This window comes from Streptomyces sp. B5E4 (genome assembly GCF_039871555.1).
Classification (GTDB): Bacteria; Actinomycetota; Actinomycetes; order Streptomycetales; family Streptomycetaceae; genus Streptomyces.
Map to the genome: position 1 here is coordinate 333,368 of NZ_JBDPMI010000005.1, position 17,462 is coordinate 350,829.

Annotated in this window: 11 protein-coding genes; 6 read left to right on the forward strand and 5 right to left on the reverse strand. The window is 71.3% G+C overall.

What is annotated here, in order from left to right:
• Positions 1–133 precede the first annotated feature (133 nt).
• The 4 genes from uvrB (at position 134) to ABGA99_RS10295 (ending at position 6,416) form a co-directional block, all read left to right on the forward strand.
• Positions 134–2,263 (forward strand): excinuclease ABC subunit UvrB, encoded by a 2,130-nt coding sequence (gene uvrB, locus ABGA99_RS10280; RefSeq protein WP_347575588.1) that lies wholly within the window; start codon positions 134–136, stop codon positions 2,261–2,263.
• Positions 2,264–2,456: 193 nt separating this feature from the next.
• Positions 2,457–3,035, forward strand: coding sequence for a TerD family protein (locus tag ABGA99_RS10285; protein WP_347575589.1), 579 nt, complete (start codon positions 2,457–2,459; stop codon positions 3,033–3,035).
• 73 nt (positions 3,036–3,108) lie between these two features.
• Positions 3,109–5,175 (forward strand): TerD family protein, encoded by a 2,067-nt coding sequence (locus ABGA99_RS10290; RefSeq protein WP_347582487.1) that lies wholly within the window; start codon positions 3,109–3,111, stop codon positions 5,173–5,175.
• 230 nt (positions 5,176–5,405) lie between these two features.
• Positions 5,406–6,416 (forward strand): TerC family protein, encoded by a 1,011-nt coding sequence (locus ABGA99_RS10295; protein WP_347582488.1) that lies wholly within the window; start codon positions 5,406–5,408, stop codon positions 6,414–6,416.
• Between the two features lie 63 nt (positions 6,417–6,479).
• Here the strand turns inward: ABGA99_RS10295 and ABGA99_RS10300 are convergent, their stop codons facing one another.
• The 5 genes from ABGA99_RS10300 to ABGA99_RS10320 all read right to left on the reverse strand — a co-directional run bounded on the left by ABGA99_RS10300 (position 6,480) and on the right by ABGA99_RS10320 (position 10,566).
• A complete protein-coding gene (locus ABGA99_RS10300) occupies positions 6,480–6,701 on the reverse strand; it encodes a DUF397 domain-containing protein (RefSeq protein ID WP_347575592.1) in 222 nt (73 codons plus the stop codon).
• On the reverse strand, positions 6,698–7,570 hold the full coding sequence (locus ABGA99_RS10305; RefSeq protein WP_347575593.1) for a Scr1 family TA system antitoxin-like transcriptional regulator: 873 nt from the start codon (positions 7,568–7,570) through the stop codon (positions 6,698–6,700). The genes ABGA99_RS10300 and ABGA99_RS10305 overlap by 4 nt, the downstream gene beginning before the upstream one ends.
• A gap of 118 nt (positions 7,571–7,688) precedes the next feature.
• Complete coding sequence (locus ABGA99_RS10310) at positions 7,689–9,143, reverse strand: FAD-binding oxidoreductase (RefSeq protein ID WP_347575594.1); 1,455 nt, start codon at positions 9,141–9,143, stop codon at positions 7,689–7,691.
• Between the two features lie 73 nt (positions 9,144–9,216).
• The gene (locus ABGA99_RS10315) at positions 9,217–9,873 is read right to left on the reverse strand and encodes an MBL fold metallo-hydrolase (protein ID WP_347575595.1); all 657 of its coding nucleotides are present in this window, start codon (positions 9,871–9,873) and stop codon (positions 9,217–9,219) included.
• A gap of 12 nt (positions 9,874–9,885) precedes the next feature.
• Positions 9,886–10,566, reverse strand: a complete 681-nt coding sequence (locus ABGA99_RS10320) for a maleylpyruvate isomerase family mycothiol-dependent enzyme (protein WP_347575737.1) — start codon at positions 10,564–10,566, stop codon at positions 9,886–9,888.
• Between the two features lie 224 nt (positions 10,567–10,790).
• Here ABGA99_RS10320 and uvrA point away from each other — a divergent pair, with 224 nt between their 5' ends.
• Both uvrA and ABGA99_RS10330 read left to right on the forward strand, forming a co-directional pair.
• Positions 10,791–13,769, forward strand: a complete 2,979-nt coding sequence (gene uvrA / locus ABGA99_RS10325; protein ID WP_347575596.1) for an excinuclease ABC subunit UvrA — start codon at positions 10,791–10,793, stop codon at positions 13,767–13,769.
• 373 nt (positions 13,770–14,142) lie between these two features.
• A complete protein-coding gene (locus ABGA99_RS10330) occupies positions 14,143–17,409 on the forward strand; it encodes a phosphodiester glycosidase family protein (protein WP_347575738.1) in 3,267 nt (1,088 codons plus the stop codon).
• Positions 17,410–17,462: the final 53 nt, after the last annotated feature.

Here is a 17,462-nt window from a genome sequence, read left to right on the forward strand (position 1 = left end):
GCCGTTTCGGGCCCTCTTGATCTGGCCGGAAATGATCTGGCCGGCTGCCCGGGTATTCGGTATTGCGCCAGGTCAGCGAGGACACCGGGGCGCTCCGGGTCGCGTTGTCGGTGGCGGGTCGTACGGTGGGGACATGCGGCCCGTCACAGACATCGAACGCACCATGGCGCCCTTCGAGGTAGTCAGCCCTTATCAGCCGAACGGCGACCAGCCCGCCGCCATCGACGAGCTCGAACGGCGGATCAGGGCGGGCGAGCGGGACGTCGTGCTGCTCGGCGCGACCGGTACGGGCAAGTCGGCCACGACGGCCTGGATGGTCGAGCGCCTGCAGCGCCCCACGCTGGTCCTCGCGCCCAACAAGACGCTGGCCGCCCAGTTGGCGAACGAGTTCCGCGAGCTCCTGCCGAACAACGCGGTGGAGTATTTCGTCTCGTACTACGACTACTACCAGCCCGAGGCGTACGTCCCCCAGACGGACACGTACATCGAGAAGGACTCCTCGATCAACGAGGAGGTGGAGCGCCTGCGCCACTCCGCGACGAACTCGCTGCTCACCCGGCGCGATGTCATCGTGGTCGCCTCCGTCTCCTGCATCTACGGCCTGGGCACGCCGCAGGAGTACGTCGACCGGATGGTGCCGCTGAAGGTCGGCGAGGAGATCGACCGGGACCAGTTGCTGCGCCGCTTCGTCGACATCCAGTACTCCCGCAACGACCAGGCGTTCACGCGCGGCACGTTCCGGGTCCGCGGCGACACCGTCGAGATCTTCCCGGTGTACGAGGAACTGGCCGTCCGCATCGAGATGTTCGGGGACGAGATCGAGGCCCTGTCCACGCTCCACCCGCTGACCGGCGAGGTCATGAGCGAGGACGACGGGCTGTACGTCTTCCCCGCCTCGCACTACATCGCCGGCCCCGAGCGCATGGCCAAGGCCGTCGCCGGCATCGAGACCGAGCTGGACACCCAGCTCGGTGCACTGGAGAAGCAGGGCAAGCTGCTGGAGGCGCAGCGGCTGCGCATGCGGACGACGTACGACCTGGAGATGCTCCAGCAGATCGGTACGTGCTCCGGCGTCGAGAACTACTCGCTGCACATGGACGGCCGCGAGACCGGCTCCCCGCCGCACACCCTGCTGGACTACTTCCCCGAGGACTTCCTCCTCGTCATCGACGAGTCGCACGTCACCGTCCCGCAGGTCGGCGCCATGTACGAGGGCGACGCCTCCCGCAAGCGCACCCTCGTCGACCACGGCTTCCGGCTGCCGTCCGCGCTGGACAACCGCCCGCTGAAGTGGGAGGAGTTCCTGGAGCGCATCGGCCAGACGGTCTACCTCTCCGCCACCCCCGGGCCGTACGAGCTGTCCCGCGGCGACGGCGTCGTGGAGCAGATCATCCGGCCCACCGGGCTCGTCGACCCCCAGGTCGTCGTCAAGCCGACCGACGGCCAGATCGACGACCTGGTGCACGAGATCCGCACGCGCGCGGAGAAGGACGAGCGCGTCCTCGTCACCACCCTGACCAAGAAGATGGCCGAGGACCTCACGGACTACTTCCTGGAGCTGGGTATCCAGGTGCGCTACCTGCACAGCGACGTCGACACGCTGCGCCGCGTCGAGCTGCTGCGCGAGCTGCGCGCCGGGGAGTACGACGTGCTGGTGGGCATCAACCTGCTCCGCGAGGGTCTGGACCTGCCCGAGGTCTCCCTCGTCGCCATCCTCGACGCCGACAAGGAGGGCTTCCTCCGCTCCGGCACGTCGCTCATCCAGACCATCGGCCGCGCCGCGCGCAACGTCTCCGGCGAGGTGCACATGTACGCGGACAAGATCACGCCGGGCATGGAGAAGGCGATCGACGAGACCAACCGGCGCCGCGCCAAGCAGATCGCGTACAACGAGGAACGCGGGATCGACCCGCAGCCGCTGCGCAAGAAGATCAACGACATCGTCGCGCAGATCGCCCGCGAGGAGGTCGACACCGAGGCGCTGCTCGGCTCGGGCTACCGGTCCACGAAGCCCGACGCCGCGGCGAAGGCGCCGGTGCCGGAGCTGCGGCAGAAGACGAAGCCCGCCGGCCGCGGCGCCGAGGCCGGTGCGGCGCCCACGGAGACGCCCGCCGCCGATCTCGCCGTGCAGATCGAGGAGATGACCACCCGGATGCGGTCCGCCGCCGCGGACCTCCAGTTCGAGGTGGCCGCCCGGCTGCGGGACGAGGTGGCGGAGATGAAGAAGGAGCTGCGGCAGATGAAGGAGGCGGGGCTGTCGTAGGACCGGGTTGTGCGGGGCGTGGGAGCGCCCCCGGGCGTACGCGGAGCGTGGCCGTCCGGGAGCGCACAACCGGTGCTGTGTAGCAGGAGCGCCACAAATCCTCCTCCGGGGGGAGCACAGGGCCGCTGTCCTGCGTAATGTGCGTGGCAGCGCGCCGGTCATGGCGCGTTCGGAGCAGGAGGGGAACGTAAGCGTGTCGATCAACTTGTCCAAGGGTCAGGCCATCAGCCTGCAGAAGTCCGATGGCGGCACCCTCAGCTCGGTCCGCATGGGGCTGGGCTGGCAGGCCGCCGAACGGCGCGGTCTCTTCGGTAAGCGCACGCGTGAGATCGACCTCGACGCCTCCGCCGTGCTCTTCGCCGACAAGGAGCCCGTCGACGTGGTGTTCTTCCGCCACCTCGTGAGCGACGACGGCTCGGTGCGGCACACCGGCGACAACCTCGTCGGCGGCGCCGGCCAGGGCGGTGACGACGAGTCGATCCTGGTGGACCTGCAGCGCGTGCCGGTGCACATCGACCAGATCATCTTCACCGTGAACTCGTTCACCGGCCAGACTTTCGAAGAGGTGCAGAACGCCTTCTGCCGGCTCGTGGACGAGAGCAACGGCCAGGAGCTGGCGCGCTACACGCTCACCGGCGGCGGCACGTACACCGCCCAGATCATGGCGAAGGTGCACCGGACGGGGTCGGGCTGGGGCATGACCGCCCTCGGCTCGCCGGCCAACGGCCGTACGTTCCAGGACCTGATGCCGTCGATCCAGCCCCTCCTCTAAGGAGCGCAGGGACGACCGGTTTCCGAGGCATGACGCGACGTCGACGGCCGCAGCGAGTGCAGGGGAGGGCCGCATGACGGCCGAGTTGGTCCGCGGGCAGAATCATCTGCTGCCGCAGACCCGGGTGGAGATCAGGATTTCGGCGGGGAGCCCGGTGACGCCGGGCGCCACGCTGGGGGGAGAGGACGGCAGGGTCAGCGACCCGGGCCGGATCGCGCACCCCGGTGCGCCGCAACTGCCGGGCCTTGAGGTGCCGGGACAGGCGGCGGCGGAACACCGGCTGGCGGTGGACCTGGACGCGCTACCGCCGGACGTGGAGCGCGTACACGTGCTGCTGGCGCTGCCCGCGGGAGTGCCGGGGCCGCGGAGCTTCGGCGCCATCGCGCCGCCGTCGGTGGCCGTCACGGGCCTCGACGGCACGGCGATCGCGCGGTTCGTCATCACCGGCCTGGACAGCGAGTCGGCGGTCACCGCCGTGGAGCTGTACCGGCGGGGCGAGACGTGGAAGATCCGGGCCGTGGGCCAGGGGTACGCCGGCGGGCTCGCCGCCATGCTCGCGGACCAGGGTCTGCCCGAGGCGCAGCAGCTCGCCGCCGACATCGAACGGGCCGTGGCCGAGGGGCTGGCGCGCGCCGTCGCCCCGGCGCCGCCGCCCGCCACCGGCCAGCCGACCGGGCCGGGCGCCCGGCGGCCGCAGCAGGCCGCCGAGGAGCGGCAGGCGCAGGCCGGCCCCGTCGACTACCGCCACCCGCGCCGCGCCGCGGCGGCGGGTGCCGCGGGCGCGTCGGGGGCCTCAAGCGGTGGACCGGGTACGCCGGGTGCGTCCGGCGCGCCGCGCGCCCCCGCGTCCGCCGCGGCGCCCCCGCCTCCCGGGGTAGGGGCCGGTACCGGAGCGGGACCGCGCCCCGGCGCCCCGGCGGGCGCGGCCGGCGCCGCCGCGGGCGGCGTACCGCCGCAGCCCGGCCGCTCCGCGTCGGGCCCCGCGGAACCGGTCGCGGGCGACGCCCCCGGCTGGAGCATGGAGGAGCGGCTGTACAACCAGGTCTGGGGCATGTTCGAGGACCTGGCCCGTACGGTCGCCGCGTACCGCAGCGCCGTCGACTTCGCCGACTCCCGGATGGACCGCGAGCTCGACCAGCTCCTCGCCGACCCGCGCGCCCGCATGGGCTCCATCGCCGATTCCGCGCGCGCCGAGGTGCTCGCCCGCCACTCCACCCTGGTCGACCGGGCCCGCGAGGTCCTCGACCGCGATCTCGGGCAGCTCGTCGCCGAGGCCGGCGTCGTCGAGCCCGCGCTGCCGCCCGCGTTCGCCTCCTGGGCGAGCCCCGTGTGGCACGAGTACGAGGTGCCCGAGGACGCCCCGATGGCCCTGCGCCTCGGCGACCTCCATCTGCCCGAGCACACGGAGCTGCGCGTCCCGCTGCTGGTACGGCTGCCGCTGGAGCGCGGCCTGTGGGTGGACAGCGGTACGTCCTCGCTCGGCCCCGGCGCGCTCGAAGGCGACCCGGAGCGCGGCTTCCCGGACTCCGCGGAGCGGCGCGCGCTGGCGCTCGACACCGCCGTGGCGCACGCCTCGCGGCTGCTGTCGGTGCACCCGGCGGGCGAGTTCAACGTCCACTTCATCGACCCGGGCGGCACGGCCACCACGGCGCTCACCCCGCTGCTCCACTCCGGCGTCCTCGCCGAGCCGCCGCCGAAGGGCGCCGCGGGCGTCACGGACACCCTCACCCGGTTGACCCAGCGCATCGACCTGGTGCAGATGGCGCTGCGCAGCGGTGCGGCCGACGCGCTGCCGCCGGACCTGGACCCCGCGCAGCAGCTCCTGGTGGTCAACGACTTCCCGCACGGCTTCGACGACCGCGCCATCAACCAACTGCGGTACCTCGCGGACGAGGGCCCGTCGGTCGGCGTGCACCTGCTGGTCGTCGCCGACCGCGAGGACGCCAAGGGCTACGGCCCGCTGCTGGACCCGTTCTGGCGCGGCATGCTGCGACTCACCCCGACCCCGGACGACCACCTGGCCGACCCCTGGATCGGCCACGCCTGGACGTACGAACCGGCGCGCGCGCCGATGGGCAGCCGGGTGCTGGAACAGGTGCTGGCCCAGGTCGCGGCGGCCCGCCGGGCGCTGCGCCGCTGACCGGAAGGACCCGCATCACGAACGGCCCGCAGGCTCCGCGCCTGCGGGCCGTTCGCATGCTCCACGCGGGCGGCTTGGATACCCTCTGACCTGCGCACTTGATCGGAACTTTGCCATGACTTGGCTCGTTCTATACAGTCGAGCGTTGGGGGTGAGCTTCCAGTTCCTCAAGTGGAAGGCACGCCCGGCAACCATGACGCTGAACATGCCGGACTTGCCGCGGAGGACGAGTGGACGTATCGCTGACCATGTGGGTGCTCACGATCGTGGGCCTGTGCGCCCTGATCGGCACCGACTTCTTCGTCGGCCGGAAGCCCCATGAGGTGACGCTCAAGGAGGCGGGCACCTGGACGATCATCTGGATCGTCCTCGCCGGCCTCTTCGGCGTCGGGCTGCTGATCTGGGGCGACGGCCAGGCGTCCGGTGAGTTCTTCGCCGGCTACGTCACGGAGAAGTCGCTGAGCGTCGACAACCTCTTCATCTTCGTGATCATCATGAGCAAGTTCGCGGTCCCACCGCAGTACCAGGCCCGGGTGCTCATGGTCGGCGTCCTCATCGCACTGGTGATGCGCGCGGCCTTCATCGCCGCGGGTGCCGCGCTGATCGCGTCCTTCTCCTGGGTGTTCTACATCTTCGGCGCGTTCCTCATCTACACCGCCTGGAAGCTGATCCAGGAGGCCAAGGGCGACGACGACGAAGAGGAGTGGGAGGAGAACCGGCTGCTCAAGATGGTCGAGCGCCGCTTCGCCGCCACCGACAAGTACCACGGCACCAAGCTGTTCATCACCGAGAACGGCAAGCGGCTGATGACGCCGATGCTGATCGTCATGCTGGCGATCGGCACGACCGACCTGCTCTTCGCGCTGGACTCCATCCCCGCGATCTTCGGCCTCACCCAGGACCCGTACATCGTCTTCACGGCCAACGCCTTCGCGCTGATGGGCCTGCGGCAGCTCTACTTCCTGATCGGCGGCCTGCTCAAGAAGCTGGTCCACCTCTCGTACGGGCTGTCGGCCATCCTCGGCTTCATCGGCGTGAAGCTGGTGCTCCACGCCCTGCACGAGTCCGGGGTCCACGTCCCCGAGATCAGCACGGCGATCTCGCTGAGCGTGATCGGCGGCGTGCTGGTCATCACGACGATCACGAGCCTGCGCGCCTCCCGCCGCCTGGAGGCGGAGCAGAAGGACAAGGAAGAGGAGCCCGCGGAGGCCGGCCACCACCCGGGCAAGGGCGACGACTGACACAGACCCTCTACGTGCCCGGTCCCGGAGGGCGTCCGGGACCGGGCACGTAGAGCTACACCGTCAGCGGGGCTCCTGGGTCGCCGTGAAGGCGACGAACGAGGCCCATGCCTCGGGCGAGACCGTGAGCACGGGGCCCGAAGGGTCCTTGGAGTCGCGCACGTGCACTCGCTCGGGCGCGACGGCCACCTCAACGCAGTCGCCGCCGTCTGATCCGCTGTAGCTGCTCTTCACCCATGCCAACTCATGCGAACTGCCGGCGTCCGCTGCCTGCTCCACGCTCATAGGTCTCCTGCCAGGCGGTCGATGAACCGTGCTGATTCATCGGGGCTCAGTGCCAGTGAGCGCATCTTTCCATACCGGTGAGTGAACGCACTGACACGGTCCGCGTCGGAGACGACGAACCCGGCCCCCTGCGACTCCACGTACCCCACCACCTCGTGCTCCGCCGTCTCCATCACGACCATGGGCCCGTTGAGGCCAGGGTGGAAACCGCAGGCCGAGGGCATCACCTGGATCTCCACGTGCGGCAGATCCGCATGCTTCCGCAGCGCCTCCAACTGCTCGCGCTGCACCCGCTTCCCGCCCACCGGGTTACGCAGCGCCGCCTCGCCGATGACGAAGCACAGCTCCACCGGCTTCTTCCGCGTGAGCAGTCTCTGCCGCGCGAGGCGGGCTTCCACACTCTGCTCGATCTCGTCCTCCGCCAGTGGCGGGCAGTGCGCCGAGAACAGCGCCCGCGCGTAGTCCTCCGTCTGCAACAGCCCCGGCACGAGCAGCGGATCCCAGCCGTACCGGCTCAGTGCCTCCTCTTCCAGCAGTGCGACATCCCGGAAGAACTCCGGCAGCTTCGCCCGGTCCACCTCCTCCTGGAGCACCATCAGCGTCCCCTGGGCGTCGAGTTCCCGCTCCGCGCCCTGGGTGAAGGCCAGCTTCGCCGGGCGTTTCGCCTGCTCGATGGCGGCGACCGTGTCAACGGAATAGCCCACCGCCTCGGCGAGTTCGGGCTGTGTCATGCCCGCGCGCCGGCGGTGGAGTTTGACCAGCTTCCCGTACCCGATCCAGATCGGCGGTGCTGAGTTCTTTTCCTTCCCGGCCCTCTTTTCCGGCTTGCGCGGATGCCTCGCCTGCTCACTGCTGCTGTCCGTGCCCATACGCGTCACCCCTCGTCAGTCGTCGACGCGATCAGGCTATTCGCGTAGTCGTGCGACTACTCTGCGAAATCGCAATTCGCCACCCCCAAGCCACCCCACCGGGGTGCCGGGCCGGACGTCAGTCCTTCGGCTTGATGTTCGCGTTGAGGTGGAAGAGGTTCGCCGGGTCGTATTCCGCCTTGACCGCCGAGAGCCGTTCGTAGTTCCTGCCGTAGCCCTCACGCAGGAGCTGCTCGCCTTCTTCCAGGAAGCCGGGGAAGTTGAGGTAGACGCCCCCTGCGGAGAACTGGCGCAGGTCGGCGAAGGTGTCGCGTACCCACGTCACGTTCTCGGCAGAGTCGGCCTCCGCCTCCCAGTTCGCCTCGATCCCGAGCAGGTAGGGAGCGGCGCGGTTGGCGAAGGCGGTCTCCTCCTCGCCGACGCGGGCCATGGCGCCGCCCTGGTACCAGACGTCGATGGTGGACTGGGGCGAAGGCGCAGCGGCGGCGTGCCCGGCGAGCCGCTCGATCAGCTCGTCGCTGAGCGCGGGCACGTTCAGGGACTTCCAGTAGTAGCGCCAGCCGTCGGGGTACTCCTCGTCCACGATCGCCTGGGCCTTCGTGAAGGGCATGGTTCCGCTGAGGTCGAGGATCGGGTCGGTGATCTCTCGCAGTGGCCGCAGGAGCCGCTCACCCTCTGCCGGGTCACCCGGGTACGGCGCGAGCAGTGCTGCGAAGTCCTTCCCGTGCGACTCCGGCGGGAAGTCCTCTGCCTCCGGGACCTTCCCGAGGAGCCCGATAGGGGCGAAGTCGTCCGGTCTCCGGGACAGGTAGCGCTCGCAGGCCCGCAGCACCTCCCCGGTGCGGGCCGCGGGGTAGAACACGAAGCAGACGAAGACCTCCGGCCCGACGGGATGCAGACGGTACTCGAACGAGGTGACGACGCCGAAGTTGCCGCCACCGCCACGGACCGCCCAGAACAGGTCCTGATGCTGGTTCTCATCGGCGACCAGGATTCGCCCGTCAGCGGTGACGATCCGTACGGACAGGAGATTGTCGCAGCTCAACCCGTGTTTGCGCCGGAGCCAGCCCATCCCCCCGGACAAGGTCAGGCCGGCTATCCCGGTCTTCGTCACCACGCCCAGCGGAGTGGCGAGCCCGTGGCGCTGGGTCTCCCGGTCGACGTCCCCCAGCGTGCAGCCGCCCTGCGCGACCGCCCGCCGCCCCCCGGGGTCGACGTCGACCCCTCTCATTGCCGACAGATCGATGACGAGTCCGCCGTCACAGACCGCGTGACCGGCGACGCCGTGTCCGCCCCCGCGCACGGCGACCGGCATCCCGTTGTCGCGGGCGAAATCGACAGCGGCGACCACGTCCTCGTCGCCCGCGCACCGGGCCACCAGCGCCGGGCGCCTGTCGATCGCGCCGTTCCAGACTTCTCGTGCCGGCTCGTAGCCCGGATCCCCGGGCCGGATGAGCTGTCCGCCCAACCTGGAGGCGAACGCTTCCACGAGGGAGCTCGGAACGTCCGACTCCGCACCGCGCCGCTCGCTCCCCGTCGGTGTGCCACCGCTGTGGCCGTGCCTCCCGCTCATGCTGACCACCTCGCAGTTTCAGCATCACGCCAAGCGGGAGGAGGCGCCATCCGAGGGAGTACGGGCGCTCCCCTCACCAGCCGCGTTCGCGCCACTCCGCCAGGTGCGGGCGCTCCGCGCCCAGGGTGGTGTCGTCGCCGTGGCCCGGGTAGACCCAGGTCTCGTCCGGGAGGTCGGCGAAGATCCTGGTCTCCACGTCGTGCAGGAGGGACCTGAAGCGTTCCGCGTCGCCCCAGGTGTTGCCCACGCCGCCGGGGAAGAGGCAGTCGCCCGTGAAGACGTGGGGGTGCCCGTGCGGGTCGTCGTAGACCAGGGCGATGGAGCCCGGGGTGTGGCCGACGAGGTGGCGGGCGGTGAGGGGGATGCGGCCCACCGTGATCGTGTCGCCGTCGTCCACGAGGACGTCGGTTCGGACGTCGATGTCGGCGGCGTCCGCGCGGCCCGCGTAGGTGCGGGCGCCCGTGGCCGCGACGACCGGGGCCAGGGCCTGCCAGTGGTCGCCGTGGCCGTGGGTGGTGACGGCGGAGGTGATGCCGTCGGGTCCGATGAGGGTGAGCAGCGTCTGGGGCTCGTTCGCGGCGTCGATCAGCAACTGCTCGTCCGTCGCGCGGCAGCGCAGCAGGTAGGCGTTGTTGTTCATCGGCCCGACGGCGACCTTGGAGATCATCAGGTCCGTCAGCTCGTGCACGTCGGCGGCGCCGCCGACGGTGACCTTGCCCGTGTACGACATGGAGCCAGCTTCTCAGAGCGGGGGCAGGGTCGGCAGCGCGACGCCGTTCTCCGTGCGTACGCCCGTACCCGTGGTGCGGCCGGCGAGCCAGCCCATCAGGGCGTACGGGGCGCCGGTGACCCGCACCGGATCACCGCCCGGCGGCGGGGCGCCGGTGGTCCAGGTGCTGCCGTCGGGAGCGGAGAGTGACAGGGGCGTCACCTGTTCGTTGCCCGCGAAGCGGGCCGTGAGGAAGTCGATCTCCCGGGTCACGAAGTCCTCCGGGAGCTGGTCCAGCGTGTAGCCCGCGTCCAGGTCCACGTGGTGCAGCTCCACCTCCACCAGCCGCCGGAACGGGATCCGGGCCATGACATCCGTCACGCCGTTGCGCAGCTCACAGCGGGCCGACCAGCCGTCCGCCGGGATGTCCGCCGCCGTCTGCGCCAGCCGCGCCGCCGACGCCCGTACGTCGTCGAGCTGCTCGGCGAGCGGGCGGGGGGCGCCGGCGGCGATGTCGGCGTCGCGGGCCTCGGCGCTCGCGTACATAGGACGGCCGGAGAGCACGTTGACCAGGGCGTCGGCGTTGCGGGCGAGGTGGGCGAGCACGTGGCCGCGGGTCCAGCCGGGCAGGGCGCTCGGCGCCCGTACCGCGTCGTCGTCGAGGCGGGCGGCGCGGTCGAGGAGGCTGTCGGTGGCGGCTCGTAGGGTGGCCATGTCGCGTACGGGGTCGTACGTGCGACCTGCGCTTTCTGTCATCGGATCCCCTGGAGGCGAGCGGGCGGGAATGCTGGGCCGGACGTCGTTGTCAGACCCAGACGTTAGCGTGTGGCTCGATGGGAGAAAGCCGCGGACAGCTTCGCGGCCACCCCCATACGCTTGACAAGGGGCACCGCCCGTCCGGACGGTCCCCGCCGCTCATCAAGAAAGGTCCGACCGGCGTGGCCGACCGTCTCCTCGTCCGTGGCGCTCGCGAGCACAATCTGAAGAACGTCTCGCTCGACCTGCCCCGCGACTCCCTCATCGTCTTCACGGGACTCTCGGGCTCCGGCAAGTCGTCGCTGGCGTTCGACACGATCTTCGCCGAGGGCCAGCGCCGCTACGTCGAGTCGCTGTCCAGCTACGCACGGCAGTTCCTCGGCCAGATGGACAAGCCGGACGTCGACTTCATCGAGGGCCTGTCGCCGGCGGTCTCGATCGACCAGAAGTCCACGTCGCGCAACCCGCGGTCCACGGTCGGCACGATCACCGAGGTCTACGACTACCTCCGGCTGCTCTTCGCCCGTATCGGCAAGCCGCACTGCCCGGTCTGCGGCCGGCCGATCACCCGGCAGTCGCCGCAGGCGATCGTGGACAAGGTGCTGGCGCTGCCGGAGGGCAGCCGCTTCCAGGTGCTGTCGCCGCTGGTGCGTGAGCGCAAGGGCGAGTTCGTGGACCTCTTCTCCGACCTGCAGTCGAAGGGGTACAGCCGGGCGCGGGTCGACGGGCAGACGTCGTCGCTGACCGATCCGCCCAAGCTGAAGAAGCAGGAGAAGCACACGATCGAGGTGGTCGTCGACCGCCTCACGGTCAAGGAGAGCGCCAAGCGGCGGCTGACCGACTCCGTCGAGACGGCTCTCGGGCTCTCCGGCGGCATGGTCATCCTCGACTTCGTCGACCTGGACGCGGACGACCCGGACCGCGAGCGGATGTACTCCGAGCATCTCTACTGCCCGTACGACGACCTGTCGTTCGAGGAGATGGAGCCGCGCTCCTTCTCCTTCAACTCGCCGTTCGGCGCCTGCCCCGACTGCACGGGCATCGGCAGCCGGATGGAGGTCGACCCGGAGCTGATCGTCCCCGACCCGGACAAGTCGCTGGACGAGGGCGCCATCCACCCGTGGTCGCACGGCCACACCAAGGACTACTTCGCCCGGCTCGTCGGCGCGCTCGCCGACGACCTCGGCTTCCGTACGGACATCCCGTGGGCCGGGTTGCCGCAGCGGGCGCAGAAGGCGCTGCTGCAGGGGCACCGGACGAAGATCGAGGTGCGCTACCGCAACCGGTACGGGCGCGAGCGGTCGTACACCACGTCCTTCGAGGGCGCCGTGCCGTTCGTCAAGCGGCGGCACGCGGAGGCGGAGAGCGACGCCAGCCGCGAGCGCTTCGAGGGGTACATGCGGGAGGTCCCCTGCCCGACCTGCAACGGGACGCGGCTGAAGCCGGTCGTCCTCGCGGTCACGGTGCAGGACAGGTCGATCGCCGACATCTCGGCGATGTCGATCAGCGACTGCGCCGACTTCCTCGGCGCGATGGAGCTGACCGACCGCGAGAAGACGATCGCCGAGCGGGTGCTGAAGGAGGTCAACGAGCGACTGCGGTTCCTGGTCGACGTGGGCCTGGACTACCTGTCGCTCAACCGCGCGGCCGGTACCCTCTCCGGCGGCGAGGCCCAGCGCATCCGGCTCGCCACGCAGATCGGCTCCGGTCTCGTCGGCGTGCTGTACGTGCTGGACGAGCCGTCCATCGGGCTGCACCAGCGGGACAACCACCGGCTGATCGAGACCCTGGTCCGGCTGCGCGACCTGGGGAACACGCTGATCGTCGTCGAGCACGACGAGGACACCATCAAGACCTCCGACTGGGTCGTCGACATCGGCCCGGGCGCGGGCGAGCACGGCGGCAGGGTGGTGCACAGCGGCTCGCTCAAGGAACTGCTGGACAACGAGGCGTCGGTCACCGGGCAGTATCTGTCGGGGAAGAGGGAGATCCCGACGCCGGAGATCCGGCGGCCCGTCGACGGCACGCGGGAACTCGTCGTCCGCGGGGCACGGGAGAACAATCTGCAGGACATCGACGTGGCGTTCCCCCTCGGGGTGCTCACGGCGGTCACGGGCGTCTCGGGGTCGGGCAAGTCGACCCTGGTCAACGACATCCTCTACACGCACCTCGCGCGCGAGCTGAACGGCGCGCGGAGCGTGCCCGGCCGGCACACCCGGGTCGACGGGGACGACCTGGTGGACAAGGTGGTGCACGTCGACCAGTCGCCCATCGGCCGGACGCCGCGCTCCAACCCCGCGACGTACACGGGCGTCTTCGACCACGTCCGCAAGCTGTTCGCGGAGACGACGGAGGCGAAGGTCCGCGGCTACCTGCCGGGCCGCTTCTCCTTCAACGTCAAGGGCGGTCGCTGCGAGAACTGCTCCGGCGACGGCACCATCAAGATCGAGATGAACTTCCTTCCGGACGTGTACGTGCCGTGCGAGGTCTGCCACGGCGCGCGGTACAACCGCGAGACGCTGGACGTGCACTACAAGGGCAAGTCCATCGCCGAGGTGCTGGACATGCCGATCGAGGAGGCGCTGTCCTTCTTCGAGGCGGTGCCGGCCATCGCGCGCCACCTCAGGACGCTCAACGAGGTGGGCCTCGGGTACGTGCGGCTGGGCCAGCCGGCGCCGACGCTGTCGGGCGGCGAGGCGCAGCGGGTGAAGCTGTCGAGCGAGCTGCAGAAGCGCTCGACGGGCCGCACGGTGTACGTGCTGGACGAGCCCACGACAGGGCTGCACTTCGAGGACATCAAGAAGCTGATCGGGGTGCTGACCGGGCTGGTCGACAAGGGCAACACGGTGATCGTCATCGAGCACAACCTCGACGTCATCAAGACCGCCGACTGGGTCGTCGACCTCGGCCCCGAGGGCGGCAGCGGCGGCGGCCTGGTGGTGGCGGAGGGCTCCCCGGAGGAGGTGGCGGCCGTGCCGGCCAGCCACACGGGGAAGTTCCTGCGGGAGATCCTGGGCGACCGGGTGAGCGACTCGCCGCCGGCCCGGAAGCGCACGACCGCCAAGAAGGCGGCCAAGAGGACGGCCGCGAAGGCGACGGCGGCCAAGGCACCCGCCAAGAAGGCGGCGGCGAAGAAGACGGCGGCCAAGCGCCGCGGCTGACGCGAACGGCGTGCGGCGGGCGTGTCACGTCGACACGCCCGCCCCGTCCCTCCGGTGCGGACCTTCCTGACACGATCTCAAATGACGGACCCGCGGCGGCAATTGTTCGGTCGGAGTTTGCGCGCGCCCTCTGGTGTAGACCACTTTCCACTGCCAGGCTGTGGCCCGCCGTGCGCAAGAAGCGTGCGTTCCCGTGTCGTTACAAGGAGAAAACGTGCTCAGAGCGGGAGTACGCAGTAAACCCTTCCGACCCAGGGCCGTCGCGGCAGCGGCGGCTTCCTTGTTGCTCCTCGGGGCCCCCGCGGCCGTCGGCCAGGAGCGGCCCGCCGCGACCGGCGCCGCCGGTCCGGTCTCCGTACCCGCCGGCGAGGGCATGGACATCGCCTCCGTCTCCCGGCCCGTCGCCCCGGGCATGGAACTGACCTCCTTCGAGCGGCTGGAGACCGACAAGTGGCTCAAGGCCGACGCGCTCAGCGTCGACCTGGGGGCCGGCACCCGCGTCGACTACCTCGGCGGCAAGGTCTCCGAGCGCGCCTCCGTCTCCCAGCTCGCCGCCGAGCACGACCCCGGCCCCGGCCGCACCACCGTGGCCGCCATCAACGCCGACTTCTTCGACATCAACGAGACCGGCGCCCCCCTCGGCCCCGGCGTCGAGGAGGGCCGCCCGACGCACTCACCCGCGCCCGGCGTCTCCGAGGCGGTCGGCGTCGGCCCCGACCAGGCGGGCCGCGTGCTCGACCTGTACTTCGACGGCACTCTCACCCTCCCCGACGGCGCACACCCCCTCGGCGGCCACAACGCGGCCAACGTCCCCGCGGACGGCATCGGCGCGTACAACGCCCAGTGGGGCAAGGCCGACCGTGCCCTGACGGTCGACGGCGCCACGGAGGTCACCGAGGTCGCCGTGCGGGACGGCAGGGTCGCCGAGGTGACCGCCGGGCCCGGGAAGGGCGCGATAGCGGAGGGCACCACGGTGCTCGTCGGCCGCGACACCGGCGCCAAGATCCTCGCCCAGCTCACGCCGGGCGACGCGGTGCAGGTGGAGTACGACGTCCGCACCGACGACGGCGGCCCCGTGCCCCGTACCGCGGTCGGCGGCCGCGGCGTCCTCGTCGAGGACGGCGTGCCGCAGGACTGGGAGGGCCGGCCGAACAACACCGCCGCCCCCCGCACCGCGGTCGGCTTCTCCAAGGACGGCGGCACCATGCACGTGCTGACCGTCGACGGCCGCCAGGCCGACGCCGGCGGCGTCACGCTCACGCAGCTGGCGAAGATGATGGACGCCCTCGGCGCGTACGACGCGCTGAACCTCGACGGCGGCGGCTCCTCCACTCTCGTCGCCCGCGCGCCCGGCTCCGACGAGCGGTTCGTGGAGAACTCGCCGTCCGACGGCGAGGAGCGGGAGGTCCCCAACGGCCTGGCGTTCACCGCTCCCGGCGGCAGCGGGAAGCTCAAGGACTTCCGCGTCACCACCGCCGCCGACCCCGCGCTCGCGCCCGGCGTCGACCCCGTGCCCGGCGGCCACCCCGACCGGGTCTTCCCGGGCCTGACCCGCGACCTCGACGCCGCCGGCTACGACGAGACGTACGGCCCTGCGCCCGGCCGCCCGTCGTGGTCCAGCGACCGCGGCGACGTCGGCGGCGTGGACGGCGACGGTACGTTCACCGCCCGCCGCGGCGGCACCGCGAAGGTCACCGCCCGGCGCGGCGGCGCGTCGGGAAGCACCGAACTGACCGTCCTGGACCGGCTGGAGCGGATCACGCCCACCAGCGAGCGCGTCGGCCTCGCCGACCCGGGGGACGTGGCGGCCTTCGGCGTCGTCGGCCGCGACGCCCACGGCACCAGCGCCCCCGTCGACCCCGCCGACGTACGCCTCGACTACGACAAGGCGCTCTTCGACATCGCCCCCGACGCGCCCAGCGGCGGCTTCACGGTGCGGGCCCGCACCCCCGAGCCGACGGCCTCGGGCGTGCTCAAGGTGACCGTGCAGGGGAAGGTCACGCATATCGCGCTGACCGTCGGGCTCACCGAAGGGGTGCTGGCCGACTTCGAGAACGCGGCCGACTGGACGTTCTCCACCGCCCGCGCCACCGGCTCGCTCGCCCCGGAGCCCGCGGGCCACGCGGGCGCCGGCATGAAGATCACGTACGACTTCTCCCAGTCCACCGCCACCCGCGCCGCGTACGTCACGCCGCCGCAGCGCATCGAGATCCCCGGCCAGCCGCTGAGCTTCGGGCTGTGGATCAAGGGCGACGGCAAGGGCGCCTGGCCGTCGCTGCAGCTCAAGGACGGCGGAGGCGCCGACCTCGTACTCCGCGGCGACTACGTCACCTGGCAGGGCTGGAAGCAGGTGGTCTTCCAGGTGCCGGAGGGCACGCAGTACCCGCTGTCGGTCTTCCGCTTCTATCTCGCGGAGGCCAAGCCCGCCAGCCAGTACAGCAGCGAGGTCGTCATAGACGAGCTGACCGCGCAGAGCCCGCCCGGGGTCGACCTGCCGCGCACGGCGGCGCACCGCGACCCGCTGATCGACTCCGGTGCCGAGACGGCCGGACGGGACTGGCGGTACGCGGTGATGTCCGACGCGCAGTTCGTCGCCCGCGACCCGGACAGCGCGCTCGTCCGGCAGACGCGGCGCACGCTGCAGGAGATCAGGGCGGCCCGGCCGGACTTCCTCATCGTCAACGGCGACCTGGTCGACGAGGGTTCGCCCGCCGACCTGACGTTCGCCCGCGGGATACTGGAGGAGGAACTCGGCGACGAGGTGCCCTGGTACTACGTGCCGGGCAACCACGAGGTGATGGGCGGCTCGGTCGCCAACTTCGTCGCCGAATTCGGTCCCGCGCAGCGCACGTTCGACCACAAGGGCACCCGCTTCGTGACCCTCGACACCTCCTCGCTGACCCTCCGCGGCGGCGGCTACGCGCAGATTGCGGAGCTGAAGCGGCAGTTGGAGGCGGCGGCGGCGGACCCGTCGGTGCGCTCGGTGACCGTGGTCCAGCACGTCCCGCCGCGCGACCCGACGGCGCAGCGCGCCAGCCAGCTCAGCGACCGCAAGGAGGCGCGGGTGCTGGAGGACTGGCTGGCGGACTTCCGGGCCCGTACGGGCAAGGGCGCGGCGTTCGTCGGCGGGCACGTCGGCACGTTCCACGCCGAGCACGTCGACGGGGTGCCGTACCTGATCAACGGCAACTCCGGGAAGGCCCCGGCCACCCCGCCCGGCGAGGGCGGGTTCTCCGGCTGGTCGCTGGTCGGCGTCGACGACGTGTCGCCCCGCGAGCAGCAGCAGGCGCGGAACACGCCGTACCGCGGGCTGCCCGACTGGGTGTCCGTGCAGACCCGGCCGCACGTGGACGGGCTGGCGGTGACCGCGCCCGAGGAGGTCCGCGCCGGCCGCTCGGCGGTGGCCACGGCCTCGGTCGCGCAGGGCGCGAGGCAGGTGCCGGTGGCCTGGCCGGTCAGCGCGGACTGGTCCGGTACGGACCGGCTGCACATCGGGCCGCCGCGGGAGGCGGACCGCGGTGACATCGCGGCGTACGACCCGGCCACCGGCGAGGTGACGGGGCTGCGGCCCGGGACGGTCACGCTGACGGTGACGGTCAACGGCGTCACCCAGGGGGACCGGGTCACGGTCATCCGGTAGCGGGGAGGGCGGTCGCGGGGGGCCCCGGGGCCCCCCCCCCCCCACCCCCCCGG